This is a genomic window from Frigoribacterium sp. RIT-PI-h, assembly GCF_001297205.1.
Taxonomy (GTDB): domain Bacteria; phylum Actinomycetota; class Actinomycetes; order Actinomycetales; family Microbacteriaceae; genus Frigoribacterium.
In genome coordinates this window covers 12,050-33,981 of sequence record NZ_LHOZ01000076.1, presented here as the reverse complement: position 1 = coordinate 33,981, position 21,932 = coordinate 12,050, and the positions used below count along the sequence as shown (strand labels likewise).

The window sequence follows — 21,932 nt, the reverse complement described above, 5'->3', positions numbered from 1 at the left end:
CGCGCGGACCGGTCTGACGCTTGGTGGTGTCCTGGGCGGTGCGACATCGCGATGCCTACAGGGAGGCACCTCCATCGTGCGACGAATATTGACACTCCTGCTCGCGACCGCCGTCGCGGCCACTCTCATGACGGGCATGTCCCTCGCGACGACGCCGGACCGCTCGTCGGCCCTCTCGGGGGCCGATTTCGACCCGGGCAACATCATCTCCGACGCCGTCTTCTTCAACTCGGGCGCGATGAACGAGGCGCAGGTCCAGAACTTCCTGAACTCGATGATCGGCAGCTGCAGCAACGGCAATTGCCTGAACGTCAAGACGCTGACGACGACGACGCGGGGTGGGGACGCGATGTGCGGCGCCTACCAGGGTGCGGCCGCCGAGCCGGTCTCGCGCATCATCGTCAAGGTGTCGCAGGCCTGTGGCATCAACCCCCAGGTGCTGCTCGTCACGCTGCAGAAAGAGCAGAGCCTCATCTCGGGGGCGACGGCCCGTGCTCCCTCCGCCGCGAGGCTCGACCGGGCGATGGGATTCGCCTGCCCCGACACCGCCAACGGCGGCTGTGACCCGTCCTTCGCCGGTGTCTACAACCAGCTGTACAAGGCTGCCTGGCAGTTCAAGCGCTACGCCAACCCCGCCGGGACGAGCAACTACTTCACCTGGTTCCGACCGGGTGTCACCGCGAACGTCCAGTACAACCCCAACGCGGCCTGTGGCACGAAAGCCGTGACCATCCGCAATCAGGCGACGGCGAACCTCTACTACTACACGCCGTACACCCCCAACGCCGCGGCGCTCTCGAACCTCAACGGCGGCGGCGACGGCTGCTCCGCCTTCGGCAACCGCAACTTCTGGGTCTACTTCAACAATTGGTTCGGCTCGACCAACGCGCCGGCGCAACCGATCGGGTCATACGAGTACGCCAGCGGTGGCGTCGGCACGGTGACCGTGGCCGGTTGGGCTCTCGACCGGGCGAGCTCGGCGTCGATCCCCGTCCACGTCTACGTCGGGCCGGCCAGCACGGCCATTCCGACGACGTTCGCGCGGTCCGACGTCGCGGCCCAGTACCCGACCCTCGGGGCGGCGCACGGCTTCGCCGCGACCGTCGACGCGGCTCCCGGCACGTGGCAGGTCTGCCTCTACGCCCTGGGGGTCCAGTCGGGCAACAACGCGATGCTGGGGTGCAAGACGGTCACCGTCCTCGACCCCTCGCCCGTCGGCTCCGTGGAAGCCGTCCGGCCCGCTCCGGGCGGAGTGCAGGTGGCCGGCTGGGCCTTCGACTTCGACACCCCGAACCCGATATCGGTCCATGTCTACGTGGACGGCGTGGGCAAGGCCATCACCGCCGACCTGCCCCGGTCGGACATCGGGCGCGTCTATCCCCAGCAAGGCCCGAACCACGGATTCGCGCAGGTCTTCGCGGCGAGCCCGGGCGTTCATACGGTCTGCGTGTACGGCATCAACGCGGGTGCCAAGGGCGCCACGAAGGCCTTCCCCTGCTCGACCGTGACCGTGCCTCCGCACGAGCCCATCGGGGCGGTCGACGGGATCACCACGTCCGCCGGGGCGATCAGCCTCTCGGGCTGGGCCCTCGACGGTGACGTCGCCGACGCGATCCCGGTCCACGTCTACGTAGACGGTGTCGGTCAGGCCTTCACCGCCGATCAGGCCCGGTCCGACATCGGTCGCATCTACCCGGCCTACGGCGCCGGTCACGGTTTCGCCATGAGCATCCCGGCCAAGGCGGGAGCGCACGAGGTCTGCGTCTACGCGATCAACCGCGGTCCGGGGTCGCACACCCTGATGACGTGTCGGACCGTGACGGTCACGAACACGGCTCCCGTCGGAAGCGCCGAGGTGGTCCGAGGGGTCGCCGGCGGAGTTCAGGTCGCCGGGTGGACTTTCGACCCGGACAGCCCCAAGACGTCGATCCCCGTGCACGTGTACCTCGGGTCGGTCGCGACCGTCATCACGGCAGACCAGGCCAGGAGCGACATCGCCCGGGTGTTCCCCGAGGCGGGCGCGGCTCACGGCTTCTCGACGGTCGTCCCGGCGGCGTCCGGGCCGCAGAAGGTCTGTGTCTACGCCCTCGACACCGCTGGCGGCTACAACCCGTCGCTGTCGTGCTCGACGGTGACGGTGCCGTGACGTCGGACTCCTGACCAGGAATCGACGTTCGTGGCCAGCCCGTGAAGAAGGCCCCCGCACCATACGGTGCGGGGGCCTTCTTCGCGAGGGGTCTAGCGGAGACCCGCGGTTTCGTCTATCGGTGGACGTCGCCGCTCGGTGGGCGAGGAGCCGTCCTCGGCCGCCGGTCGGGCGGCCCGCATGGCCGCCACCACGGTCACGGCGCAGGTGGCGGCGACGACGATCACCCAGGGCGCCCAACCCAGCGGGGGCAGCCATTCGGGGTCCACGATCATCTTGCTCCAGCCGTCGGTCAGCCCCACGACGTACCGCTTGAGGTTGAACAGGACGGCGTGCACCTGCATGAGGGAGATCGTCACGAGTGCCACGATCGCGAGCACACGGACCCTGAGGTTCGCGAAGGCCCGGGGGAAGGCCGAATCGAGGGCGACGCCACCGGCGACGATCAACGGGGCGACGAGTGCCAGCACGTATCGCGCCTGCCAGATGAAGCCGTAGTCCTTGGCGCCGTAGCCCTGGACGACGGCCGGGACCAGGACGAAGGCCAGCGCGAGCACGCCCAACGCCACCTGTTCCCGCCGTCGCCCTGCGACCAGGCCGCCGACGACGAGGACGAGCATGATCGCGCCCCAGATGCCGACGGTGGTCGGAGGCAACGGAGTGTCGAGCCACCCGAGCAGGCCGACATAGCCCTGCACGTTCTCGAACGTGACGAACATCATCTCCTTGAACGCGACGGGGAAGCTCGTTCCGACCCCGGGGTTCGGCACGGTGACGCTCAGGCTCTGCGTCGAGATGGTCCACAGGACGCTGAACGCGACACCGAGACCGATGGCACCGGCGGCGATCCAGAAGGCGACGGATCGGACGAGTCGGAGCCAGAGCTCTTTGTCGATCATGGTGGCGACGACGATGACGAGCAACCAGAGCAAACCGATGCTCCTGGTGTTCGCCACGGCGACCGCCGCAACGGCCACGAACGCCACGCGGTGAGGCGGGACGCCCTCGTCGATGCGTTGACGCAGGAGCGTGAGCCAGGCGAAGAGCATCACCGCGGCGGTGATCTCCATGCCGTTGGGATTGATGCCCCCCATGAGGAACAGCACCATGGGGGTGACGGCGGTGACGAGGCCGACGACGGCGAACGATCGTGCCCGGAGCTGCATGAGGGCGACGAACGCCAGGGACAGGAGCGCCGCACTCAGGCCGACGCTCATGGCGCGCATCGCGTAGAGACCGATCTCTCCGTCGAAGACGAGGGAGGGCAGGCCCACGATCGCGTAGTAGAGGGGGTCGTACGAGCCAGCCGACGTCGTGGCCTCCGTCGCGCTGTCGTCGTCGCTGACGGCCGTCTGGCACTCGGCCGAGACGGCCGCGTTGAAGGCGTAGCACCGGAGGTCGTAGGTCTCGGCGACGTACGCAGGGACGTCGACCTCGGTCCAGCCCCCGTCCGCCGTCCGCTCGCCGAGGATCTGGCCGTGCGCGACCGCGACGGCGTGGATGGTGTGTGCGGGTTCGTCCGGGACGGCCATCAACGGGCTGGCGACGGCCCACGAGCCGCCCAGGGCGCAGAGCACGACGAATGCCGAGACGAAGTGCTTCACGGCCGAACGGAGGCCGGGGCGACCGACTCCGGCCCTCGCCCCGGGTCGGTCACGGACGGTCGTCGTGTCCAGGTCGGTCATGGTCCTCCAGTCGTCGCCGGCCGACGTCCGGATGCGGATCGGCCCCGACGATCGTACCGACCCGTGCGTCGTCCGCCTCGCGACCGCGCCCTAGGCTGGTGCGACATGAGCACTCCTGAGACGGTCCCGGCGACGCTCCCCGCGTCCGGCCGCAGCGTGGCCACGTCGGCCCTCGTGTCGATCCTCGGCATCGGGGTGCAGGGCGTCGCCCGGTTGATCTACACCGTCCTCATCGGTCGCACCTTCGGCACCGAGGCGCTGGGTCACGCCTCCACGCTTCTGAGCCTGTCCATCTTCGCCGCTCTCTTCTGGCCCACGCCGGCGGGCAACACGGCGTCGCGGTTCCTGGCCGTCGCTCTGCGGGCCGGGCTGTCCGACGCCCTCCTCCGTCGGACGCTCGCCCTCACCATGTTGGGCTCGTCACTCGTGCTCGGCGCGGTGACGGTCCCCGTCGCCCTCGCACTCGGCAACCCACCGACGACCGCGCTGTCGGCCGCCTGGTTGGTGATGGGCTACGGTGCCTACACCTACGCCCGAGGATCACAGCTCGGGTACCACCGCGTCGGCAAGGCAGCAGCCTGGGACGGTGTCACCGCATTCCTCTCGCTCGGCCTGCTCGTGGTCGTCTGCGTCACGGGTGGGGGGCTCTTCGTCCTCGTCCCTCTGTCGCTGGGCTACACGGTCTTCGCCCTGGCGTGCTGGCCCAGGGGCTCAGAGCACACGGACGCTCCCGAGGCCGGTCAGGCCAGGGTCGCGCTCTCGTTCGGGCTGTGGAACGTCCTGACGGGGATCACGACCAACGGCTTGCTGCAGCTCACGATGGTCGCGGCGCAGCTGGCCTCGCCCGGAACCGGGGCGGGTGTCTTCGCCGCGGCGTTCACGTTGGCGACACCGGCATCGATGCTCGGTCAGGCCGTGGCGCAGATCGTCATCCCGGCATTCGCCCATCACGAGCCCGGGGCACCTCTCCGCCGTCGCGGTCCGCTGGTGCTGTTCGTCGGTTTCTCGTTCGCCTGCGCTCTGGTGTTCGGTCTGGTGGCGGCAGCGGCGCCGTGGTTCCTGCCGCTCTTCTACCCGGCCGAGGGGCAGGACGCCGTCGGGCCCCTGAGGTTCCTCATGCTCGGGGTCTTCGTCTTCACGGTGGCCCTGATCCCGGCGGCTCTGCTCCTGGCCGGCGGACGGTCTCGCGAGGTCGCCCTGTCATCGGTGGTCGGATTCGTGATCGGGGTGGGGACGATGTTCGCGGCCGCCGCGACGTGGGGAGTGCAGGCAGGCAGCGTCGGATTCCTGGTCGGCTCCAGCGTCAACCTCGTCGCCGTGCTCGCGTTGTCGTTCTTCCCGACGAAAACCGACCGCACCGGACCGCCCGCGGTCTCGGACGAAGGTCCCGCCCCGGACGCCTGAGGGTCAGACGAGGCGTCTCGCCACGAACCAGTAGAGCCGCATGGCCGTCTGGAGCGGCCGAGCACCGGCGGGCAAGGGGAACACCTGCTGGTCGAGGTGCGAGGTCAAGAGGGGAACGAGCCGATGGTCGGAGACCCGACGGGCATCTTGGACGAAGCGACGTCGGGCCGCGATCCAGGCGGCGTTGTCGCGTACCCATGCCTTCGCCCGTCGACGCTCGGTCGCCCATCCCTGGCGACGCGCCACCACCCCGAGGGCGAGGTCGAAGGCGGCCAGGGGCAACCAGGCCGCGATGCGGAGGCGTCGACCGTAGGCGGTGCGGACGAACACCTGCCGGTTCTTCTCGAGCAGGTACATCTTCAGGGAGTTGCGGCTGAACTCGTAGTGGTGGACGACGACGGCATCGGGGACGAAGACGACCTCGAACCCGGCCTGCCAGGTCCGCCAGCTCAGGTCGACGTCTTCGTGATAGGCGAAGTATTCGTCGGCGAATCCCTCGAGGCTCTGCCACAACGACGTTCGCAGCACGAGCCCCGCGCCCGAGGCCGACGCGACGGGGACCTCGACGCTGTGGAGGTCGGCAGGCTCCTCGAGTCCGCCGGCCCAGCTCAGCCCGACGACGTGCACGGGGTTTCCGGCCGAGTTCATGCGGTCCTCGCGGCCGCCCAGCCGGATGCTGCCGCTCGCGATGCCGACCTCGGGCCGACTGGCGACACGGACGAGGGCGGCGACCGCATCGGGTGCGACGACGGCGTCGGAGTTGACCAGGCCCAGGAAGTCTCCTCGGGCGTGTCTCGCGCCGTAGTTGACCCCGCCGGCGAACCCGAGGTTCTCGGTCGGTGTGACGACCAGGAGGCGCGGGTCGTCAGGCAACGACGCGACGGCATCGGAGGTGCATCCGTTGTCCACGAGGACGAGGGCGACGTCGGCGCCCGTCGAGGCGGGGGTCGCCGACACCGACTCGTGGAGCCAGGGTTCGTCGCCGTAGGCGAGTGTGACGATGGTGACCCGGGGGGCGGGGCTCACCGGGAGTCGTCCGTGCGCTGGAACGCCGACGACTCGAGGCGGGAGATGCGTTCGTCCTGCAATGCCGAGTGCTCGGCGAGGGTCCGTGACTTCTCTTCGAGCACCGTGAGCTCCGCGCTGTGCTGGACCGAGACGAGGAACAGGACGATGGTGCTCAGGAAGAAACCGAGGTTGGTCGGCACGGTGACGCCGAGGAGGGACGCCGTTCCCGTGAGCAGGCCCGGGAACACTGCCACCACGAGGGCCACGACGCCGGCGACGATCCACCAGAGGGCGTGACGCTCGCGCACCCGGCGGCGGCGGAGCAGGTCGAAGACGACGACGAGGACGAGGAACGCCGAGACGATCCCGAAGACGTAGGTGGTGACGTTCATGCGGACGGACTTGCTTCCGAGCTGAGGGCGAGCGGGGGACGCCAGAGGGCGATGACGAGAGCGAGGCAGGCCCGGCCGAGGTACACCGCCGCCTTGACGGGATCGTGGGACGGCGTCCCGCCTGCGCGGACGCGCATCGACACGGGAACCTGGGTGATGGTGCACCCGGCCCTCGCCGCGAGCACCAAGGACTCGACCGTGTCGCCGAGGTACTCGGCGGGGTAGTGCTGGGCGAAGATCGCGACGGCGCGGGGCCCGGCCCCGCGGAACCCCGAGGTCGTGTCCGTCAGTCGGGTGCGCGCGATGCGGCTGACCGTCGACGCGAGGACGAGCATGGCCCAGCGTCGCGGGCCCGACGCCTTGTAGTCGCCCTCGCCGGCGAAGCGGGCCCCGATGGACACGTCGACGGTCTGGAGGGCCTCGAGGAGGGCGGGGACGCCGGCGGGATCGTGCTGTCCGTCGGAATCGACCTGGACCACGTACCGGAAGCCGTTCGCGAGCGCGTACTTGAAGCCTGCACGCATGGCACCGCCCACGCCGAGGTTGAAGGGCAGGTCGAGGACCGTGGCCCCGGCGGACCGGGCACGCTCGACCGTCGCGTCGTTCGAACCGTCGTTGACGACGAGGACGGAGACGCCGGGAAGCTTCTCGAAGACCTCGGTCACGACGCCGGCGACGGCGACCTCTTCGTTGAAGGCGGGCATGACGATGAGCGTCTGCGCCAGATGATCCATGGCAAGGATCGTAACAGCGCGCCGACCGCAGCGGGGTGTGGCCGGTACGGCCTGGATGGGCGACGGGTCCGATAGGATTCCCGAGGCCCGGGGCGAAGCCCCCGTCGAGTCCGAGCGGCGGCTACGTCCCGCAGGCCCGAACCACCGTCTGTTGGGGAGATAGATGAACATCACGCCTCCGGTGCGTCGGCCGCGACAGGGCGACGGTCCTGAACGAGGTCTGGCGCGACTCGCCGGACGACTCGGCACCCGTCCCGTCGCCGTCTTCGTCGTCTCGTTCCTGGCGTTCCTGGCGCTGTCGTCCCTGTGGGCGGTCACGACGCCGATCGGGGCCAGCCCCGACGAGCCGGCGCACTACATCAAGGCCGCGTCGACCGTGCGTGGGCAGCTGATCGGTGAGCCGGGCCCCCGACCGCAGGACAAGGTCGTGCAGGTCCCCGAGAACGTCGCGGACACGGGCAACGTGATGTGCATGGCGTACGACCCCAGTACGACAGCCGACTGCTTGCCCCCTTTCGGCAGCGACCGTGACCTGGTCGACTCCACGACGTCCGCCGGGTTGTACAACCCCGTGTACTACGTGCTGGTCGGTTGGCCGTCGTTGCTCGAAATGGGCAAGGGGTCCCTCTTCCTCATGCGGTTCGTGAGTGCGGCCCTCTGCGCCTTCTTCCTCGCGTCTGCCGTGACGGCGCTCTCGCGCCTTCCCCGCCCGACCCTGCCGGTCCTGGCGGTCTTCGCGGTCTCCACCCCGATGACCTATTTCCTGATGGGTTCGGTGAACCCGAACGCACTCGAGATCTCGACGACGGCCGCGTTCTTCTCGACGCTCCTGCTGGCCACGACGACGCCGGTTCCCGCCGGGCCGGGACGCTGGCTCGTCGCCGGTTCGTTGGCTCTGTCGGGCGGCCTCTTGGTGCAAGCGCGGGGGTTGTCCCCGGTGTGGCTCGGGCTGGCGGTGCTCGTCGTCGCCGTATGGGTCGGCGTCCCCGCCTTCCTGCGTCGTGTCCTCACTCCTCCGTACCTGGCAAGCGTCGTCGCCGTGGCGGTCTCGACCGCCCTCGCGGTCGTCTGGACCCTCCGCTCGGGCTCGCTGAACGCCGTGGGCGTCTACTCGGGAGCCGGTACTTCCACGGCCCAGGGGTTCGTCCGCATGGTCGAGACCTCGACCGACTACGTCGCCCAGGCGGCAGGCAACTTCGGGTGGCTCGACACACCGGCGCCCGGGTACGTGGCCTTCGTCTATTCCGGGCTGCTCGGTCTGCTCGTGGTCTCCGCCCTGCTCTTCGGTGGGCGAACGCGCGCCGGTGCCGCCGTCTGGGTGGCCTTGGCCTCGGCCGTCGTCATCCCCGCCGCCGTCCAGGCCTCGAGCGTCACGGAGTCCGGGTACATCTGGCAGGGGCGGTACAGCCTCCCGGCCGTCGTCGTGTTGGTCCTCGTGGCCGCCGTGGCCGCCAGCGGTCGTTTCGATCGGCTCCCTGCGTCCGAAGGCCGCCGCGTCGTCCTCTTCCTGCTCGCGGCGACGGCCTTCGTGCAAGCGGCATCCGCCCTGACCGCGTTGAAGCGTTACAGCGTCGGTCTCTGGACGTCCTGGGCGGAGATGTTCTCGGCACCCGTCTGGCACCCGCCCTTGCTGGGGGTCGGGCCGTGGGCCGTGTCGGTCGTCGCAGTCGTCGTCGTCGTCAGCCTGTCGGCGTATCTCGTCGTCCCCCCAGCCGTCTCCCTCGACCCGGGCGTTCCCCCGGGGGAGCCCGAGGACGGGCGGCTCGAGTCCGGTGACGAGGTGCCCGCATGGCGCTCCTGAGTCGTCAGAACGTCATGTCGGTCCTGCTCTACGGGGCGGTGGGCGGCACCGCGTTCGTCATCGACCTGGGGTCGTTGATCGTCCTCCGGGACGTGTTCCGGGCACCGCTTCCCCTCGCGACAGCGGTGTCCCTCGTCGCCGGGTTGACGGCCAGCTACACGCTCCAGCGATTCCTCACGTTCCGCCGGAACAAGGTCACGTGGCACAGCCTCTGGAAGTACGGGGTGCTCGTCACCTTCAACTGGGTCATGACGACGCTCATCATCCACGGCGTCGAGTCGGCAGGCATCAGCTACGTGATCGGCAAGTTCGGCTCGACGGCCATCATCACGACCTGGAACTACTTCATCTACCGCTTCTGGATCTTCCGCCACGCGGAGGCCGCCGATGCGGCGGCGACCGGCTCCTCGGCACCAGGCGAGCTGTACTGATGACGGTGTCCCTCCTCGCGTCCCCTGGGTCGGCTCGGGGCGGTGACGAGGGGCGAGACGTCTCGTCGCGCTCGGCGTGGCTCGACCGGATCGTCGCGGCGTGCCTCGTCGTCGTCACCGTGGCGCTCGGGTGGAGCAGGTTGACGCCTCTCGTCAGGCGGACGGCATGGGCCGAGGACGCCGGGCTCTTCCTCGTCCAGCGCTTGGACCGGGGGCCCTTCGCCACGCTCCTCCTGCCCTACGACGGGTACCTCCACCTCGTGCCGCGGATCGTCGTGGACCTCGTCGTGGCCGTGTCGACCGACGAGGACCAGTTCGCGCTCGGCACGACGGTCGCGAGCCTGGTCGTCGTCGGTCTCGCTGCCGCCTTGGTCTTCCTCTTCAGCGCGTCCTTCGTCACGAGCAGGGTCATGCGGGCCGCCCTCGCACTCGTGCCCGTGCTGGCGCCGATGGCTGCCCTCGAAGCCCTGGGCAACGCGGCCAACCTGCACTGGTTCCTGCTCTACCTGCTGCCCTTCGCCGTCGTCTGGAGGCCGCGTCGGACCACCGGGCACGTCGTCCAGGTGATCGTCATCGTCGTCGTCGTGCTGAGCGAGGTGCAGTCGGTCATCTTCCTGCCGTTGGTGCTCCTCGTGCTGGTCCGGCGCGTGACCCGGTCGGGAGCCGTCGCCCTCGTCCTGGCGTGCGTCGCCCAACTCGCCTCGGTCGTGGCGAGTCCACGCGTCCGCGGGGACGCCCCACTCCCCGAAGTCGTGAACGTGGCCATCGGCTTCGTCGCGGAGCCCGTGATGGGTTCCTGGGTCTCACCGGGACGCGCCGCCGACCTCCTGACCGGGCCGCACGGGGTAGCGGTGGCCCTCGCCGCCACGGCTCCGTTCGTCATCGCCCTGGGTGCCGGGCTAGTGCGGCGGCGAAGCTCCCGGAACCTCCTGATCGCCGTGCTCGGGTACGGCGTCCTGGCGGTCTGGGTGACGGATGTCTACGCGAACCCGACCGTGACGATCGACTTCGTGGGTCATGGCTTGGGTCTCACCCGCGACATGGGCTACGTCCGCTATGCCCTGGTGCCGTCGATGTTCCTCATCGCACTGCTCGCGTTGGGCATCGACCGACTCGCGGCGTCGAGGTCCCTCGTCTCCCGAGGGGGAGCGGTGCTCCTGGTGATGGTCTTGGTCGTGGCTCTGACCCGACAGTTCGCGCCGTATTCGTACACTCGCATCTCCGGACCCGACTGGGCCGCCTCGGTGGCCACGGCGAGGGTGGCCTGTGAGGCGGACCCCGAGGGGGTCGTGCGCGTCGCCTCGGCGCCCGCCGGGTGGGGCGTCGACGTCGCCTGTTCCGACCTCGACGGCGACGGCTTCGATCGGTAGCCGCATCGTCACGGTCGTCCCGAGAACGGCGTCCGTGCCGTCTAGGCTGAACGCGTTGTCACCAGAAAGGCAAGAATGAGTCACCACTCCGGCGCCGGCGCCCTCGTCGTCCTCCCCACCTACGACGAGGTCGAGAACCTCCCGATCATCCTGGGTCGGCTCTTCGCCGCGACCCCTGAGATCCACGTGCTCGTGGTCGACGACGGCAGTCCCGACGGCACGGGAGACCTCGCCGAGACGATGGCCGTGGCCGACGACCGCATCCACGTGACGCACCGCCAGGGCAAGCTCGGTCTCGGCTCGGCTTACGTGGCGGGCTTCGGGTGGGCACTCGCGCGGGGCTACGGCGTCGTCATCGAGATGGACGCCGACGGTTCGCACCCGCCCGAGAAACTGCCCGAGATGATCTCCCTGGTCGGCGCGGGTGGGCCGGCCGCACCCAGTCTCGCCATCGGCTCGCGCTGGGTCCCGGGTGGCTCCGTCGTCAACTGGCCCCTCTCGCGACAGATCCTGAGCCGAGGCGGCAACCTGTACGCGCGCCTCGCGCTCGGTCTTCGTCTCAAGGACGTGACCGCGGGCTTCCGTGCTTACACGCGCGCGGCCCTCGAGTCGATGGACCTCACCGGCATCGACTCCAAGGGGTACTGCTTCCAAGTCGACATGACCCTGCGGGTCCTCGACGGCGGCGGCCGCGTCGTCGAGGTGCCGATCGAGTTCCGCGAGCGTGAGCTCGGCGAATCGAAGATGAGTCGAGCGATCGTGGTCGAGGCCATGCTCAGGGTCACGAAGTGGGGCGTGCAGCGTCGCCTGCAGACGCTCCTCGGTCGCCGTCCGGGGCCTCGGTGGGTGGTCGAGGACCGCCAGTCGTGACCGGGGGCCGTTCCGCGGCCCCCTACGCTGGGGTGATGTCCACGGGGGAAGAACTGCGACGGCGCGACAACAACCTCGACGCCCTCCGGCTCGGCGGAGCACTGCTCGTCGTCCTCGGGCACTCGTACGTCGTCCTCGCCAAACCGATGGCGCCTCCGACGATCTTCGGACAGCCGCTGCACGCCCTCGGCGTGCACGTCTTCTTCATCATCAGCGGTTACCTGATCACCAAGAGCTGGCGGCGTCGCCCCGACTGGCGCAGTTACTTCGCCGCGAGGGCCCTGCGCATCTTCCCCGCCCTGATCGTCGCCGTGATCCTGACCGCCTTCGTCGTGGGCACGGTCTTCACGACGCTGCCGACGGGCGACTACCTGTCCGACCCGAGCACCTGGCTCTACCTCAAGAACGCCCTCCTGCAACCGGTCTTCGGTCTGCCGGGCGTCTTCGTCGACCTCCCGTACCCCTACGTCCTCAACGGCTCGTTGTGGACGCTCCCGGTCGAGTTCGCCTGTTACCTCGTCGTGCCCCTCGTCCTCCTCCTCCCGCGGAGGTTGCACGTCCCGGCCGTCGGGCTGTTCGCCCTGATCAGCATCGCCCTGCACCTCAGGGTCTGGCCGGACGTGGACGTCCTCGGTTTCTTCACGTCCTCGTCCGTCGGAGAGCCCTGGATCTTCTTCGCCGGCGGCATGCTGTGCGCCCTCCTGCTCGAGCGGCACGCCTTCCGACTCGACGTGGCCCTCCTCGGTCTGTTCGCCGTCACGATCGTCTCGGCCGTCGACGCGGGTCTCGGCACCTACGTCCTCTGGGCGGTCCTGCCGTACTCGACCCTCGCCCTGGGGCTCGCGTCGACGCCGGTGCTCCGGAGGGCGTCCCGCTACGGCGACTTCTCCTACGGCCTATACATCTACGCGTTCCCCGTGCAGCAGGTCGTCGTCGCGACGCTGGGCGTCCGCGGCATCGCCGCGAATGCCGTGGCCGTGGTCGTGGTGACACTCGTCCTGGCCGCCCTCTCCTGGCACCTCGTCGAGGCCCCGGCCCTGCGGGTCAAGACGCGCTTCGAGAAGCGCTTCCCGGCTCGTCGCGGTCGGCGGGCCGCTGTGCCGAGGGTCCTCGTCGGCAGCGACGTCGACGCCGGTCGGGGCCCGACGGGCTGACGCGGCGACCCACCAGGCGACCGGGTGGTGACCGACCCGACCCGCGCCTCCTACCGGCCGGCCGCCTGCGGCAGGCGTGACCGCCACGATCGCTTGCGGGCCGCGATCGTCGCGATGGTGACGAAGGTCATCAGGGTTCCCTCGAACAGCACGAAGCTCTCGGCGACGGCCGTCACCCCGATCAGGACCAGCACGAGCGCCGGCCAGACGTAGGCCACGATCGGGTGGCCCGAGGCCGTGATCCAGCTGCGCACGAACGCGAGCGTGCCGGCCACGACGAGCAACAGCCCCCCGACGAGGCCCAGCTGCAGCCATATGTCGAAGAACGCGTTCAGGCCCGTCTCGTGCGGTCGGCCGTTCGGAGCGATGATCGTCGAGTAGGGGAAGATCTCGGTCGGCCACTGTCCGACGAAGCCCCAGCCGACGATGTCGTGCACCGCGGCCAGTTCGCGGATGCGCGCCCAGAGCAGCGAGCGGACCGACAGGTCGTTCGTGGCGTCGACGGCATCGAGGAGGCGCGAGCGGCCCGCGTAGGCCAGCGCGCCTCCCAGCACCACGATCACCGCGAAGACCGACTGCATGAGCGACCGTCTCGACTCGGGGGCCCGACGCAGCGCGTCGAGCGCCACGCCGGCCACGATCAGGACGATGACCGCGATCGCCGTCGCGGGGGAGCGGGCGAAGCCGAGCGCCGTCAGGGCGAGCACGCCCGAGGCCACGGCCTGTCGTCGGGGAACCGACCGGGTGAGGAACTCGACGGCGAAGGTGATGACCGCGAGCGTCGCCAGGAACCCCAGGTAGTTGCGGGTGCCCGAGATGCCCTGGATGGGCCCGCCCGCGGCGAGGTTGCCCTGGATGCCCAGGAACGCGATCGGTTGGTCGATCAGCAGACCGCTCAGCACCTCGAGCGACAACGAGACCACGAGCAGGATGCGCAGGGCGTCGCCGAACGCCCTCACGACCTGCACGAGGTCGCGTCCGAGTGCCAGGTAGAGCCCGAGCGCGCCGAACCCGACGGCGTAGGCGACCCCGCCGATCGTCACCCAGGTGTACTCGCTCCAGAAGACGCTGAGGCCCATGAACCCGAAGAGGGCGATGAGTGACACGGGCAGGATGCCGTGCCATTCGATGTGGTGCCGACCGCCGACGAGCGAGAGCGCCGCCAGCACCACGAGCGTGCCCAGGACGGCGAGCGACCCGGGCCACCCCATCAGGGCGCGCACGGACTGCGTCGAGAACGCGTAGAGGACGATCGCGACCGACAGCGCCTGCGAGAAGTGCCCGCCGGCCGAGAAGCCGATCCAAGCCGAGAGGTAGCGGCGCAGGGGGTCCCGGTCGCGGTCGAACCCGTGGTCGTGGCCGGAGGTCACCGGTCGTGGCCCGTCCAGCCGAAGGGGTCGCGTCGGGTGACGAGTACGACGATCACGAACGTGGCCCACCCCCACTCGACGATCAAGCGGGACTCCGTCAACCCGTGGACGAGCAGGGCCGTCACGAGGAGCAGCGGCAGCAGGTCGAGGGCCGACCACGGGGCCGCGACCTCGCGGGCCAGCATCCGACGGTCGACGGCCCACCACCAGGACCGCAGCACGACCCCGACGATGGTGAGGCCGAAGAGGATCAGGCCGATCCATCCCAGCTGGAACCAGACGTCGAGGTACGCGTCGTGCGCCTGCAGGTACACGACGCCGTTTCGCTCGGCGAGGTCGGTGAACGGTTCGACGAACGGGAACCAGTAGCTGACCCAGCCCCAGCCCACGACGGGGTGCTGGACGCCGAGGTCGTAGACGGCCGACCAGATGTCGGTGCGGCCCGTCAGGTCGCCGCTCTTGCCGAGCACCGCGAGCAGGGGACCGCGAGCGAGGACGGCGACGGCGAGGCCCGCGACGACGAAGGCCGCGACGCCGAAGACGGGGGCCCGGTGACCGGGCTCGCGGCGGCGGGTCGCCAGCACCAGCAGCAGCACGAGGCCGACGGCGACCGCGACCACCGCGACCGTCGCCGACCGGGTCAGGACGAGTGCCAGCAGCGAGGCGGCGAGCCCGACGATCGTCGAACCGCGGGAGATCGACCGGTTCGCGGCCTCGACGGCCGTGACGACGAGGGCCAGCAAGGCGATGATCGCCAGGATGTTGCTGTTGCCCTGCAGTCCCTGGATGCGACCGCCCTCGAAGAGCACGTCACGCGACCAGAACCACGCCGCGGGCTGCCCGGTGCAGTCGAGGTAGACCGGGCAGACCGGCTGTCGGACGAACAGCCCGACGACGACCTCGAACAGCAGGGAGGCCACGACGTGGATGCGCAGCGCTCGTCCGAGGGCGGTCACGATGGCCGGCCACGGGGCGACGACGGTGACCGCCAGGGCGCCCACGCTCGTCATCAGCGTGAGGACGATGCCGATCGCCGAGCCGGCCGGGTACTGCGACCAGGCGATCGAGGCGACGGCGAACGCCAGGAAGAGCACGAGGAGGCGCGGGAGGGTCCGCACCCGGGGCGGGTGCCGCACGACGAGGACGACGGAGGCGACCACCATCGCGACGCAGGCCGCCCCCCAGCCCCACCAGCCGGTGCCGTTGCGCAGGACGTCGCCACCGAAGAGCACGAGGAACGCGAGCGTCGCGAACGTCGTGGCTCCGCGCGCGGGCGCCGTTCGGGCGGGCCGCGCGGGCAGCGTCGAGGTCATGGGCACCAGGCTAGACGACGGGGGAGGCGCAGCGGGGCGACCGGGGGCCGCCCCGCCCGATGGATCAGACGAAGGCTGCCTGGCCCGTGATGCTGCGGCCGACGATGAGCGTGTTCATCTCGCGAGTGCCCTCGTAGCTGTAGAGCGCCTCGGCGTCGGCGAAGAACCGGGCCACGTCGTACTCGAGCACGATGCCGTTGCCACCCATGACCTCGCGGGCGTACCCGACCGTCTCGCGCATGCGGGCCGTGGTGAACGCCTTGGCGAGCGAGGCGTGCTCGTCGCGTTGCGTGCCCTCGTCGAGCATCTGCGAGCAGCGGACCACCATGCCGATCGACGCGGTGATGTTGCCGATGCACTTCACCAGGAGGTCCTGGATCAGCTGGTGTTTGGCGATCGGCTTGCCGAACTGCACGCGCTCGTTCGCGTACGCCAGCGCGGCCTCGTACGCGCCGATCGAGTTGCCCACGGCCGCCCAGGCGACCTCGGCCCGGGTCAGGCGGAGCACGGCCGCCGTGCTGCGGAACGAATCGGCCTGCTGCAGCCGGTTGCGCTCGGGCACGCGGACGTCCTCGAGGGTGATGTCGGCGTTCTGGACGATGCGGAGGCTCTGCTTGTCCTCGATCTTGGTGGCCGTGTAGCCCGCGGTGTCGGTCGGGACGATGAAGCCCTTGACCTGGCCGTCCTCGGCGCTCTTGGCCCAGATGATGGTGATGTCGCTGAACGTGGCGTTGCCGATCCACCGCTTGGAGCCGTTCAACACCCAGCCGTCGCCGTCACGGGTGGCGATCGTACGGAGGCCCTGGGCCGAGTCCGACCCCGACAACGGCTCGGTCAGGCCGAAGGCACCCACCAGGTCGCCGCTCGCCATGCGGGGCAGCCACTCGGCGCGCTGCTCCGGCGAACCGCCGACGCCGATCGACCCCATCGCCAGGCCGTTCTGCACGCCGACGAAGGTCGCGACGGACGCGTCGACGCGGGCGAGCTCGAGTGCGACCCAGCCGCGGAAGACGGCGGAGTTCTCGAACGGGCGCGTCTCTTCCCACGGCATGCCGAACAGGCCGAGGCCGGCGAGGCCCTTGACGATCTCGTGCGGGAAGGTCGCGTCCGCCCAGTGGCGGTTCACGCCGGGCTTGACCTCGGTCTCGAGGTAGCGGCGCAGGTCGGCCAGCACACCCTTCTCGCGGTCGGAGAGCAGGTCTTCGTAGCCGTAGAAGTCGCTGACGAGAGAGGTGAACGAGGTGAGGGTCGCTGATGACATCCGTGCTCCATTGCTTCGTGTCGGGACGACAGGAGCCTAGGCAGCGACCCGGCCGTGACCAAGGGATTGGTAGCTTTGGTCAACGCCCCGGCGTCGTCGACCGCACGGCTTTGTAGGGGGCGACCAAGCACGACCTCGACAAGCAGGTAAAGCCATGTTCCTCGCCATCACCAACACGCCCCGCGACTACGCCTGGGGTTCGACGACGGCCATCGCCGACCTGCTCGGTCGTCGACCGAGCGGCCGCCCCGAGGCCGAGCTCTGGCTCGGCGCGCACCCGGGCTCGCCGAGCGTCGTCGTGGCCCCGGCGGTGGTGGGCGGCGCCGACACCCTCGCCGACTGGTTCGCCGCCGAGCCGGCCCGGGCCCTCGGGCGCGACCGGGACCACCTGCCGTTCCTGCTGAAGCTGCTCGCGGCCGACGGCCCGCTTTCCATCCAGGCGCACCCGACCCCCGAGCAGGCCCGGGAGGGCTTCGCTCGCGAGGACGCCGCCGGCATCCCGCTCGACGCCCCCGAACGCAACTACAAGGACTCGTCGGCCAAACCCGAGATCATCGTGGCACTCAGCGACACCTTCGACGCCCTCTGCGGGTTCCGCGAGCCGGCCGAGACCCTGGCCGACGTCGACCTCCTCGACGACGGCTCGGGGCGCCTCGACCGGCTCCGTCGGCACCTGGGCGAGTCCCTGCGGTCGACCCTCGCGTTCCTCTTCCAGGCCGACGACGACTCGGCCGCGACCATCGCCGCGGTCAGCGAGCTCGCCGCCGCCCACCGGGCCGGCGGCGCGAGCGTCGCGACGGCCGTCGACCTGGCCGAGCGCTACCCGGGCGACCCCGGGGTCGTCCTCTCTCTGTTGCTCAACCGGGTGACGCTGCGGGCCGGCGAGGCCCTGTTCCTGCCCGCCGGGAACGTCCACGCCTACCTGGGTGGCTTCGGCGTCGAGCTCATGGCCCCCTCCGACAACGTGCTGCGCGGCGGGTTGACGCCCAAGCACGTCGACGTCCCCGAACTGCTGAAGGTCCTCGACTTCGAACCGCTGCCCGTGCCCCGCCTCGAGCCCACCACGGTCGCCCGGGGGGTCGAGCGCTTCGCGCCGTCCGGCACGGGGTTCGCCATGCTCAGGGTCGACGCCTCGGGACCGGGGGCCGTCGTCGAGATCGGCGGTCCGAGCATCGTCCTGGTCACCGACGGCGAGGTCCACGTCAAGGGGCAGGACGGCACCATCCGGCTCGGTCGTGGGGAGTCTGCGTTCGTGACGCCCGACGAGGTCCGGCTCGCGATGACCGGCGACGGCACCGCGTACGTGGCCACGCCGGCCTGAGCCGGGCCCGCCACCACCCGCCGGGCACCCGGTAGGTTGGCCCCATGTCATGGTTGGTCACCGGCGGTGCCGGGTACATCGGTTCTCACGTCGTCCGCGAGTTCACGGGGGCGAGCATCGACGCGGTGGTCCTCGACGACCTCTCGTCAGGCCTCGAGGGCTTCGTGCCCGCCGACGTGCCGTTCGTCCGGGGCTCGATCCTCGATCGCGAGCTGATCGAGCAGACCATCGACCGTCACGGCGTCACGGGCGTCGTCCACGTCGCGGGCTACAAGTACGCCGGCGTCTCGGTCCAGCGTCCGCTGCACACCTACGACCAGAACGTCACGGGGCCCGCCCGCCTCCTCGAGGCCATGTCGAGCCGGGGCGTCGACCGGATCGTGTTCTCGGCGAGCGCGGCCGTCTACGGCACGCCGCCGACCGAACTCGTCACCGAGGACACCCCCAAGGCGCCCGCGTCGCCGTACGGCGAGAGCAAGCTGATCGGCGAGTGGCTGCTGCGCGACCAGGCCGTGGCCGAGGGGCTGCGACACACGAGCCTGCGCTACTTCAACGTCGTGGGCTCGGGTCGACCCGACCTCTGGGACGCCAGCCCGCACAACCTCTTCCCGCTCGTCTTCGCGGCTCTCGTCGAAGGACGCGTCCCGCGCATCAACGGCGACGACTACGCCACCCCCGACGGCACATGCGTCCGGGATTACGTCCACGTCGCCGACCTGGCGGTCTCGCACGTCGCCGCGGCCCGCCGACTGGACGCGGGCGAGCCCGTCGAGCCCGCCTACAACCTCGGTTCGGGCGGGGGCGTCTCGGTCGCCGAGATCATGGCCGCGATGCGCGAGGGCACCGGCATCGACTTCACGCCCGAGATCGCTCCGCGTCGCCCCGGCGACCCGGACCGCATCGTCGCGGACGGCAGCCTGGCGGCCCGGGACCTCGACTGGGAGATGCGGCACACGCTCCTCGAGATGGTCACGAGCGCCTGGGAGGCCGCACCTCGCGGCTGACGGACGTCACCGCGCTCGACATCACCCGTTCCGCTCGAAACGTCCCCCGACACGCCGGGGCTCCCTTGCCCCTGATCGGGGGGTGGAGGGTTTATTGGCCCTCGACTTGACGGATGGGTAATGACACCGGTGTAATTACCTTGTCGCGTACATTCACGGGCGATCGACACGAGGGGAGATGCGCTGTGGGCATCCACGAGAACCGCGCCGGCGTCCCGGACGACTGGCACGTCGACCCGATCCAGCTGGGCGTCCCCGGCGTCGGATCGTCGGCGTCGCGAACCACCGTCGCCGACGACGAGAACCAGCTGGCCTGGCAGGCGGATTCGCTCTGCGCCCAGACCGACCCCGAGGCCTTCTTCCCCGAGAAGGGCGGCTCCACGCGGGACGCCAAGAAGATCTGCGCCTCCTGCGACGTCCGGGCCCAATGCCTCGAGTACGCCCTGCAGAACGACGAGCGATTCGGCATCTGGGGCGGGCTGTCCGAGCGCGAGCGTCGCAAGCTCCGCAAGCGGGCCTGACCCGCGCCTCCTCGGCTTCCGACGGCATCGACCCCTCCGGGTCGGTGCCGTTCCGTCGTCCCGGACGGGGGCGAGGGGCCGGGAGGCGCGGGTCGCCACGTCTCGCTCGTCGCGTCGGCGCGCCGAGCCGGTGCCCGCGTCGGTGCGACCTAGGCTGCACGAGTCATGCAGCCGAGAGTCACAGCGATCCTCGTCGCCCCTGGTGGAGCGACCTACCTCGACCGAACCCTCGACGGGCTGTCGCGTCAGACGCGGCCCCCGGAGGCCCTGGTGGTGGTCGACACCGGCGGCAAGGACTCGGCCGCGGGCCGGCTCTCGCTCAGCGGTGCCGCCCAGCTGGCCTCGCTGCCCGACGCCAAGACCTTCGGTGCCGCCGCCGCGCACGGCGTCCGGCTCTCCGACCCGGGCGACGGCGACCCCGACGAATGGGTCTGGCTGCTCGGCCACGACAACGCGCCCGCGCCCGAGGCGCTCGAGCACCTCATGACGACCGTCGAGGTGTCGCCGTCCGTCGCGGTCGCGGGGCCCAAGCTGATGCGGTGGGGTCAGCCCGGTGTCATCGCCGAGTTCGGCGAGACCGTCACCCGGTACGGCGCCTCGCTCGCCCGTGTCGAGAACGAGCTCGACCAGGGCCAGCACGACGTCACCGACGACGTGCTCGGCGTCGCGGCGGGCGGCATGCTCGTCCGTCGCACCGTCTGGACCGCGCTGGGCGGCTTCGATCCCGCGCTGCCGCACGTGGACGCGGCGCTCGACTTCTCCATCCGTGCCCGTCTCGCCGGTCACCGTGTGGTGCTCGTGCCCGATGCGAAGGTCGACAGCGCCGGACCGCCGGAGGAGTTCGGCCACGGACCCGTCGGTCACGCCCGTCGAGCGCGCCTCCACCGTGCGGCACAACTGCACCGGCGCCTCGTCTACTCGGCCGCCGTCCTGTTGCCGCTGCACTGGCTCAGCCTCGTGCCGTTGGCGGTCGTGCGCAGCGTGTGGCACCTGCTGACCAAGAACCCCGGAGCCGTGGTGGGCGAGTTCGCCACCGCGTTCCGGGCTGCCTTCGGCGGCTCGCACGTGCGGTCCGCCCGTCGGGCACTCGCCCGCACCAAGAGCGTCGGCTGGAGTTCGGTCGAGCCCCTGCGGGCGTCACGCGCGTTGCTGCGTGAACGTCGCGTCACCGAACGCGATGCGCAGGTCGCCGTCGTCGAGGACGCGCCCGATCCCCGGGCCAGCTTCGTCCACTCGGGCGGTCTCTGGGTCGTCCTGGTCGCCGCCGTCGTCGGCGTGGTCGCGTTCCTGCCGCTGCTCGGCAACCCGGCCGTGACGGGTGGCGGGCTCCTGCCGCTCAGCACCTCGGTGGGTCAGCTGTGGTCGTCGGTCGGCTACGGCTGGCGCGAGATCGGCACCGGGTTCCTCGGTCCCTCCGACCCGTTCGCCGCACTCGTCGCCGTCCTGGGCAGCCTGACGCCCTGGTCGCCGTCCACCGCGGTCGTCGGCGTCTACGTCGTGGCCCTGCCGCTCTCGGCGCTGTGGGCCTGGTTCGCCACCCGCCGCGTGACCCGTCGCACCTGGGTGCCGGCCGTCGCCGCCGCGCTCTACGCCCTCTCGTCGCCCCTGCTCTCGGGGCTGCAGTCCGGACACCTGGGCGCCGTCCTCGCGCACGTGGCGCTCCCGTTCCTGGTCTGGGCCATGATCGGCGCCGCGAGGTCGTGGACGGCCGGGGCCACCGCCTCCTTGCTCTTCGCCGTCGTCGCCGCCGCTGCTCCGTCGCTCGTCCCGGCGCTGCTCGTCGGCTGGCTCGGGTCGATCGTCAGCCGCCCGCGCGGCACCCACCGGCTCGTCGCGGTGCCCCTGCCCGCGCTGGCCCTCTTCGCCCCGCTCGTCGTCGCCCAGCTGCAGCGGGGCACCTGGTGGGCCGTGTTCGCCGACCCCGGCGTCCCGACGAGGTCGGACCCCGCGTCGCCGCTGCAGCTGCTGCTCACGTCGCCCGAGACGGGCCTCAACGGCTGGACGGCCCTGATCGCCGGAACGGGCTTCTCGTCCGCCACGCTCGCCGTGCTGGTGGCCGTCGCGATCGCCCCGCTGGCGCTGCTCGCCGTGGCCTCGCCGTTCGTCGGCTCGCAGCGCCGCGCGGTCCCCGCCCTCGCGCTCGCCCT

General features: G+C 70.6%; 17 protein-coding genes and 1 pseudogene. 11 read left to right on the top strand and 7 right to left on the bottom strand.

Features of this window, described 5'->3' with window-relative positions; genetic code table 11:
• Positions 1–136: 136 nt before the first annotated feature.
• The gene (locus AEQ27_RS10520) at positions 137–2,146 is read left to right on the top strand and encodes a hypothetical protein (protein ID WP_152970311.1); all 2,010 of its coding nucleotides are present in this window, start codon (positions 137–139) and stop codon (positions 2,144–2,146) included.
• Positions 2,147–2,238: 92 nt separating this feature from the next.
• Here AEQ27_RS10520 and AEQ27_RS10515 read toward each other — a convergent pair whose 3' ends face one another.
• Positions 2,239–3,831 carry a DUF2142 domain-containing protein gene (locus tag AEQ27_RS10515; protein WP_054146612.1) on the bottom strand — a complete coding sequence of 531 codons (1,593 nt, stop codon included), beginning with the start codon at positions 3,829–3,831 and terminating at the stop codon, positions 2,239–2,241.
• 105 nt (positions 3,832–3,936) lie between these two features.
• Here AEQ27_RS10515 and AEQ27_RS10510 point away from each other — a divergent pair, with 105 nt between their 5' ends.
• Positions 3,937–5,235 (top strand): lipopolysaccharide biosynthesis protein, encoded by a 1,299-nt coding sequence (locus AEQ27_RS10510; protein WP_054146611.1) that lies wholly within the window; start codon positions 3,937–3,939, stop codon positions 5,233–5,235.
• A gap of 3 nt (positions 5,236–5,238) precedes the next feature.
• On the opposite strand, the gene AEQ27_RS10505 is transcribed toward AEQ27_RS10510, so the two are convergent.
• The 3 genes from AEQ27_RS10505 to AEQ27_RS10495 are packed head-to-tail and all read right to left on the bottom strand — an operon-like array spanning position 5,239 to position 7,369.
• Positions 5,239–6,261: a glycosyltransferase family 2 protein gene (locus tag AEQ27_RS10505; protein ID WP_054146610.1), complete on the bottom strand. Its 1,023-nt coding sequence runs from the start codon at positions 6,259–6,261 to the stop codon at positions 5,239–5,241.
• Entirely contained in the window at positions 6,258–6,635 is a 378-nt protein-coding gene (locus AEQ27_RS10500; RefSeq protein WP_054146609.1) for a DUF2304 domain-containing protein, read from the bottom strand. The genes AEQ27_RS10505 and AEQ27_RS10500 overlap by 4 nt, the downstream gene beginning before the upstream one ends.
• Positions 6,632–7,369, bottom strand: coding sequence for a glycosyltransferase family 2 protein (locus AEQ27_RS10495; protein ID WP_054146608.1), 738 nt, complete (start codon positions 7,367–7,369; stop codon positions 6,632–6,634). Before AEQ27_RS10495 ends, AEQ27_RS10500 begins: the two co-directional genes overlap by 4 nt.
• 163 nt (positions 7,370–7,532) lie before the next feature.
• Here AEQ27_RS10495 and AEQ27_RS10490 point away from each other — a divergent pair, with 163 nt between their 5' ends.
• From AEQ27_RS10490 to AEQ27_RS10470, 5 genes are all read left to right on the top strand, one after another.
• The gene (locus AEQ27_RS10490; RefSeq protein ID WP_054146607.1) at positions 7,533–9,170 is read left to right on the top strand and encodes a DUF2142 domain-containing protein; all 1,638 of its coding nucleotides are present in this window, start codon (positions 7,533–7,535) and stop codon (positions 9,168–9,170) included.
• Complete coding sequence (locus AEQ27_RS10485) at positions 9,158–9,601, top strand: GtrA family protein (protein ID WP_054146606.1); 444 nt, start codon at positions 9,158–9,160, stop codon at positions 9,599–9,601. The genes AEQ27_RS10490 and AEQ27_RS10485 overlap by 13 nt, the downstream gene beginning before the upstream one ends.
• A complete protein-coding gene (locus AEQ27_RS10480) occupies positions 9,601–10,971 on the top strand; it encodes a hypothetical protein (protein WP_054146605.1) in 1,371 nt (456 codons plus the stop codon). The genes AEQ27_RS10485 and AEQ27_RS10480 overlap by 1 nt, the downstream gene beginning before the upstream one ends.
• A 75-nt stretch (positions 10,972–11,046) precedes the next feature.
• Positions 11,047–11,841 (top strand): polyprenol monophosphomannose synthase, encoded by a 795-nt coding sequence (locus AEQ27_RS10475; protein ID WP_054146604.1) that lies wholly within the window; start codon positions 11,047–11,049, stop codon positions 11,839–11,841.
• A 35-nt stretch (positions 11,842–11,876) separates the two neighbouring features.
• The gene (locus AEQ27_RS10470; RefSeq protein ID WP_152970310.1) at positions 11,877–12,995 is read left to right on the top strand and encodes an acyltransferase; all 1,119 of its coding nucleotides are present in this window, start codon (positions 11,877–11,879) and stop codon (positions 12,993–12,995) included.
• A gap of 50 nt (positions 12,996–13,045) precedes the next feature.
• Here AEQ27_RS10470 and AEQ27_RS10465 read toward each other — a convergent pair whose 3' ends face one another.
• The 3 genes from AEQ27_RS10465 to AEQ27_RS10455 all read right to left on the bottom strand — a co-directional run bounded on the left by AEQ27_RS10465 (position 13,046) and on the right by AEQ27_RS10455 (position 16,939).
• A complete protein-coding gene (locus AEQ27_RS10465) occupies positions 13,046–14,365 on the bottom strand; it encodes a hypothetical protein (RefSeq protein ID WP_054146602.1) in 1,320 nt (439 codons plus the stop codon).
• Entirely contained in the window at positions 14,362–15,678 is a 1,317-nt protein-coding gene (locus AEQ27_RS10460) for an O-antigen ligase (RefSeq protein ID WP_054146601.1), read from the bottom strand. The genes AEQ27_RS10465 and AEQ27_RS10460 overlap by 4 nt, the downstream gene beginning before the upstream one ends.
• A gap of 64 nt (positions 15,679–15,742) precedes the next feature.
• Positions 15,743–16,939 (bottom strand): acyl-CoA dehydrogenase family protein, encoded by a 1,197-nt coding sequence (locus AEQ27_RS10455; protein WP_054146600.1) that lies wholly within the window; start codon positions 16,937–16,939, stop codon positions 15,743–15,745.
• A gap of 154 nt (positions 16,940–17,093) precedes the next feature.
• Here AEQ27_RS10455 and manA point away from each other — a divergent pair, with 154 nt between their 5' ends.
• The 4 genes and pseudogenes from manA to AEQ27_RS18775 form a co-directional block, all read left to right on the top strand.
• The gene (manA, locus tag AEQ27_RS10450; RefSeq protein WP_054146599.1) at positions 17,094–18,260 is read left to right on the top strand and encodes a mannose-6-phosphate isomerase, class I; all 1,167 of its coding nucleotides are present in this window, start codon (positions 17,094–17,096) and stop codon (positions 18,258–18,260) included.
• A gap of 44 nt (positions 18,261–18,304) precedes the next feature.
• Positions 18,305–19,264 (top strand): UDP-glucose 4-epimerase GalE, encoded by a 960-nt coding sequence (gene galE / locus AEQ27_RS10445; protein WP_054146598.1) that lies wholly within the window; start codon positions 18,305–18,307, stop codon positions 19,262–19,264.
• 185 nt (positions 19,265–19,449) lie between these two features.
• A complete protein-coding gene (locus AEQ27_RS10440; protein WP_167599050.1) occupies positions 19,450–19,785 on the top strand; it encodes a WhiB family transcriptional regulator in 336 nt (111 codons plus the stop codon).
• A gap of 165 nt (positions 19,786–19,950) precedes the next feature.
• Positions 19,951–20,745: pseudogene (locus AEQ27_RS18775) on the top strand (glycosyltransferase family 2 protein); the annotation flags it as partial.
• Positions 20,746–21,932 lie beyond the last annotated feature (1,187 nt).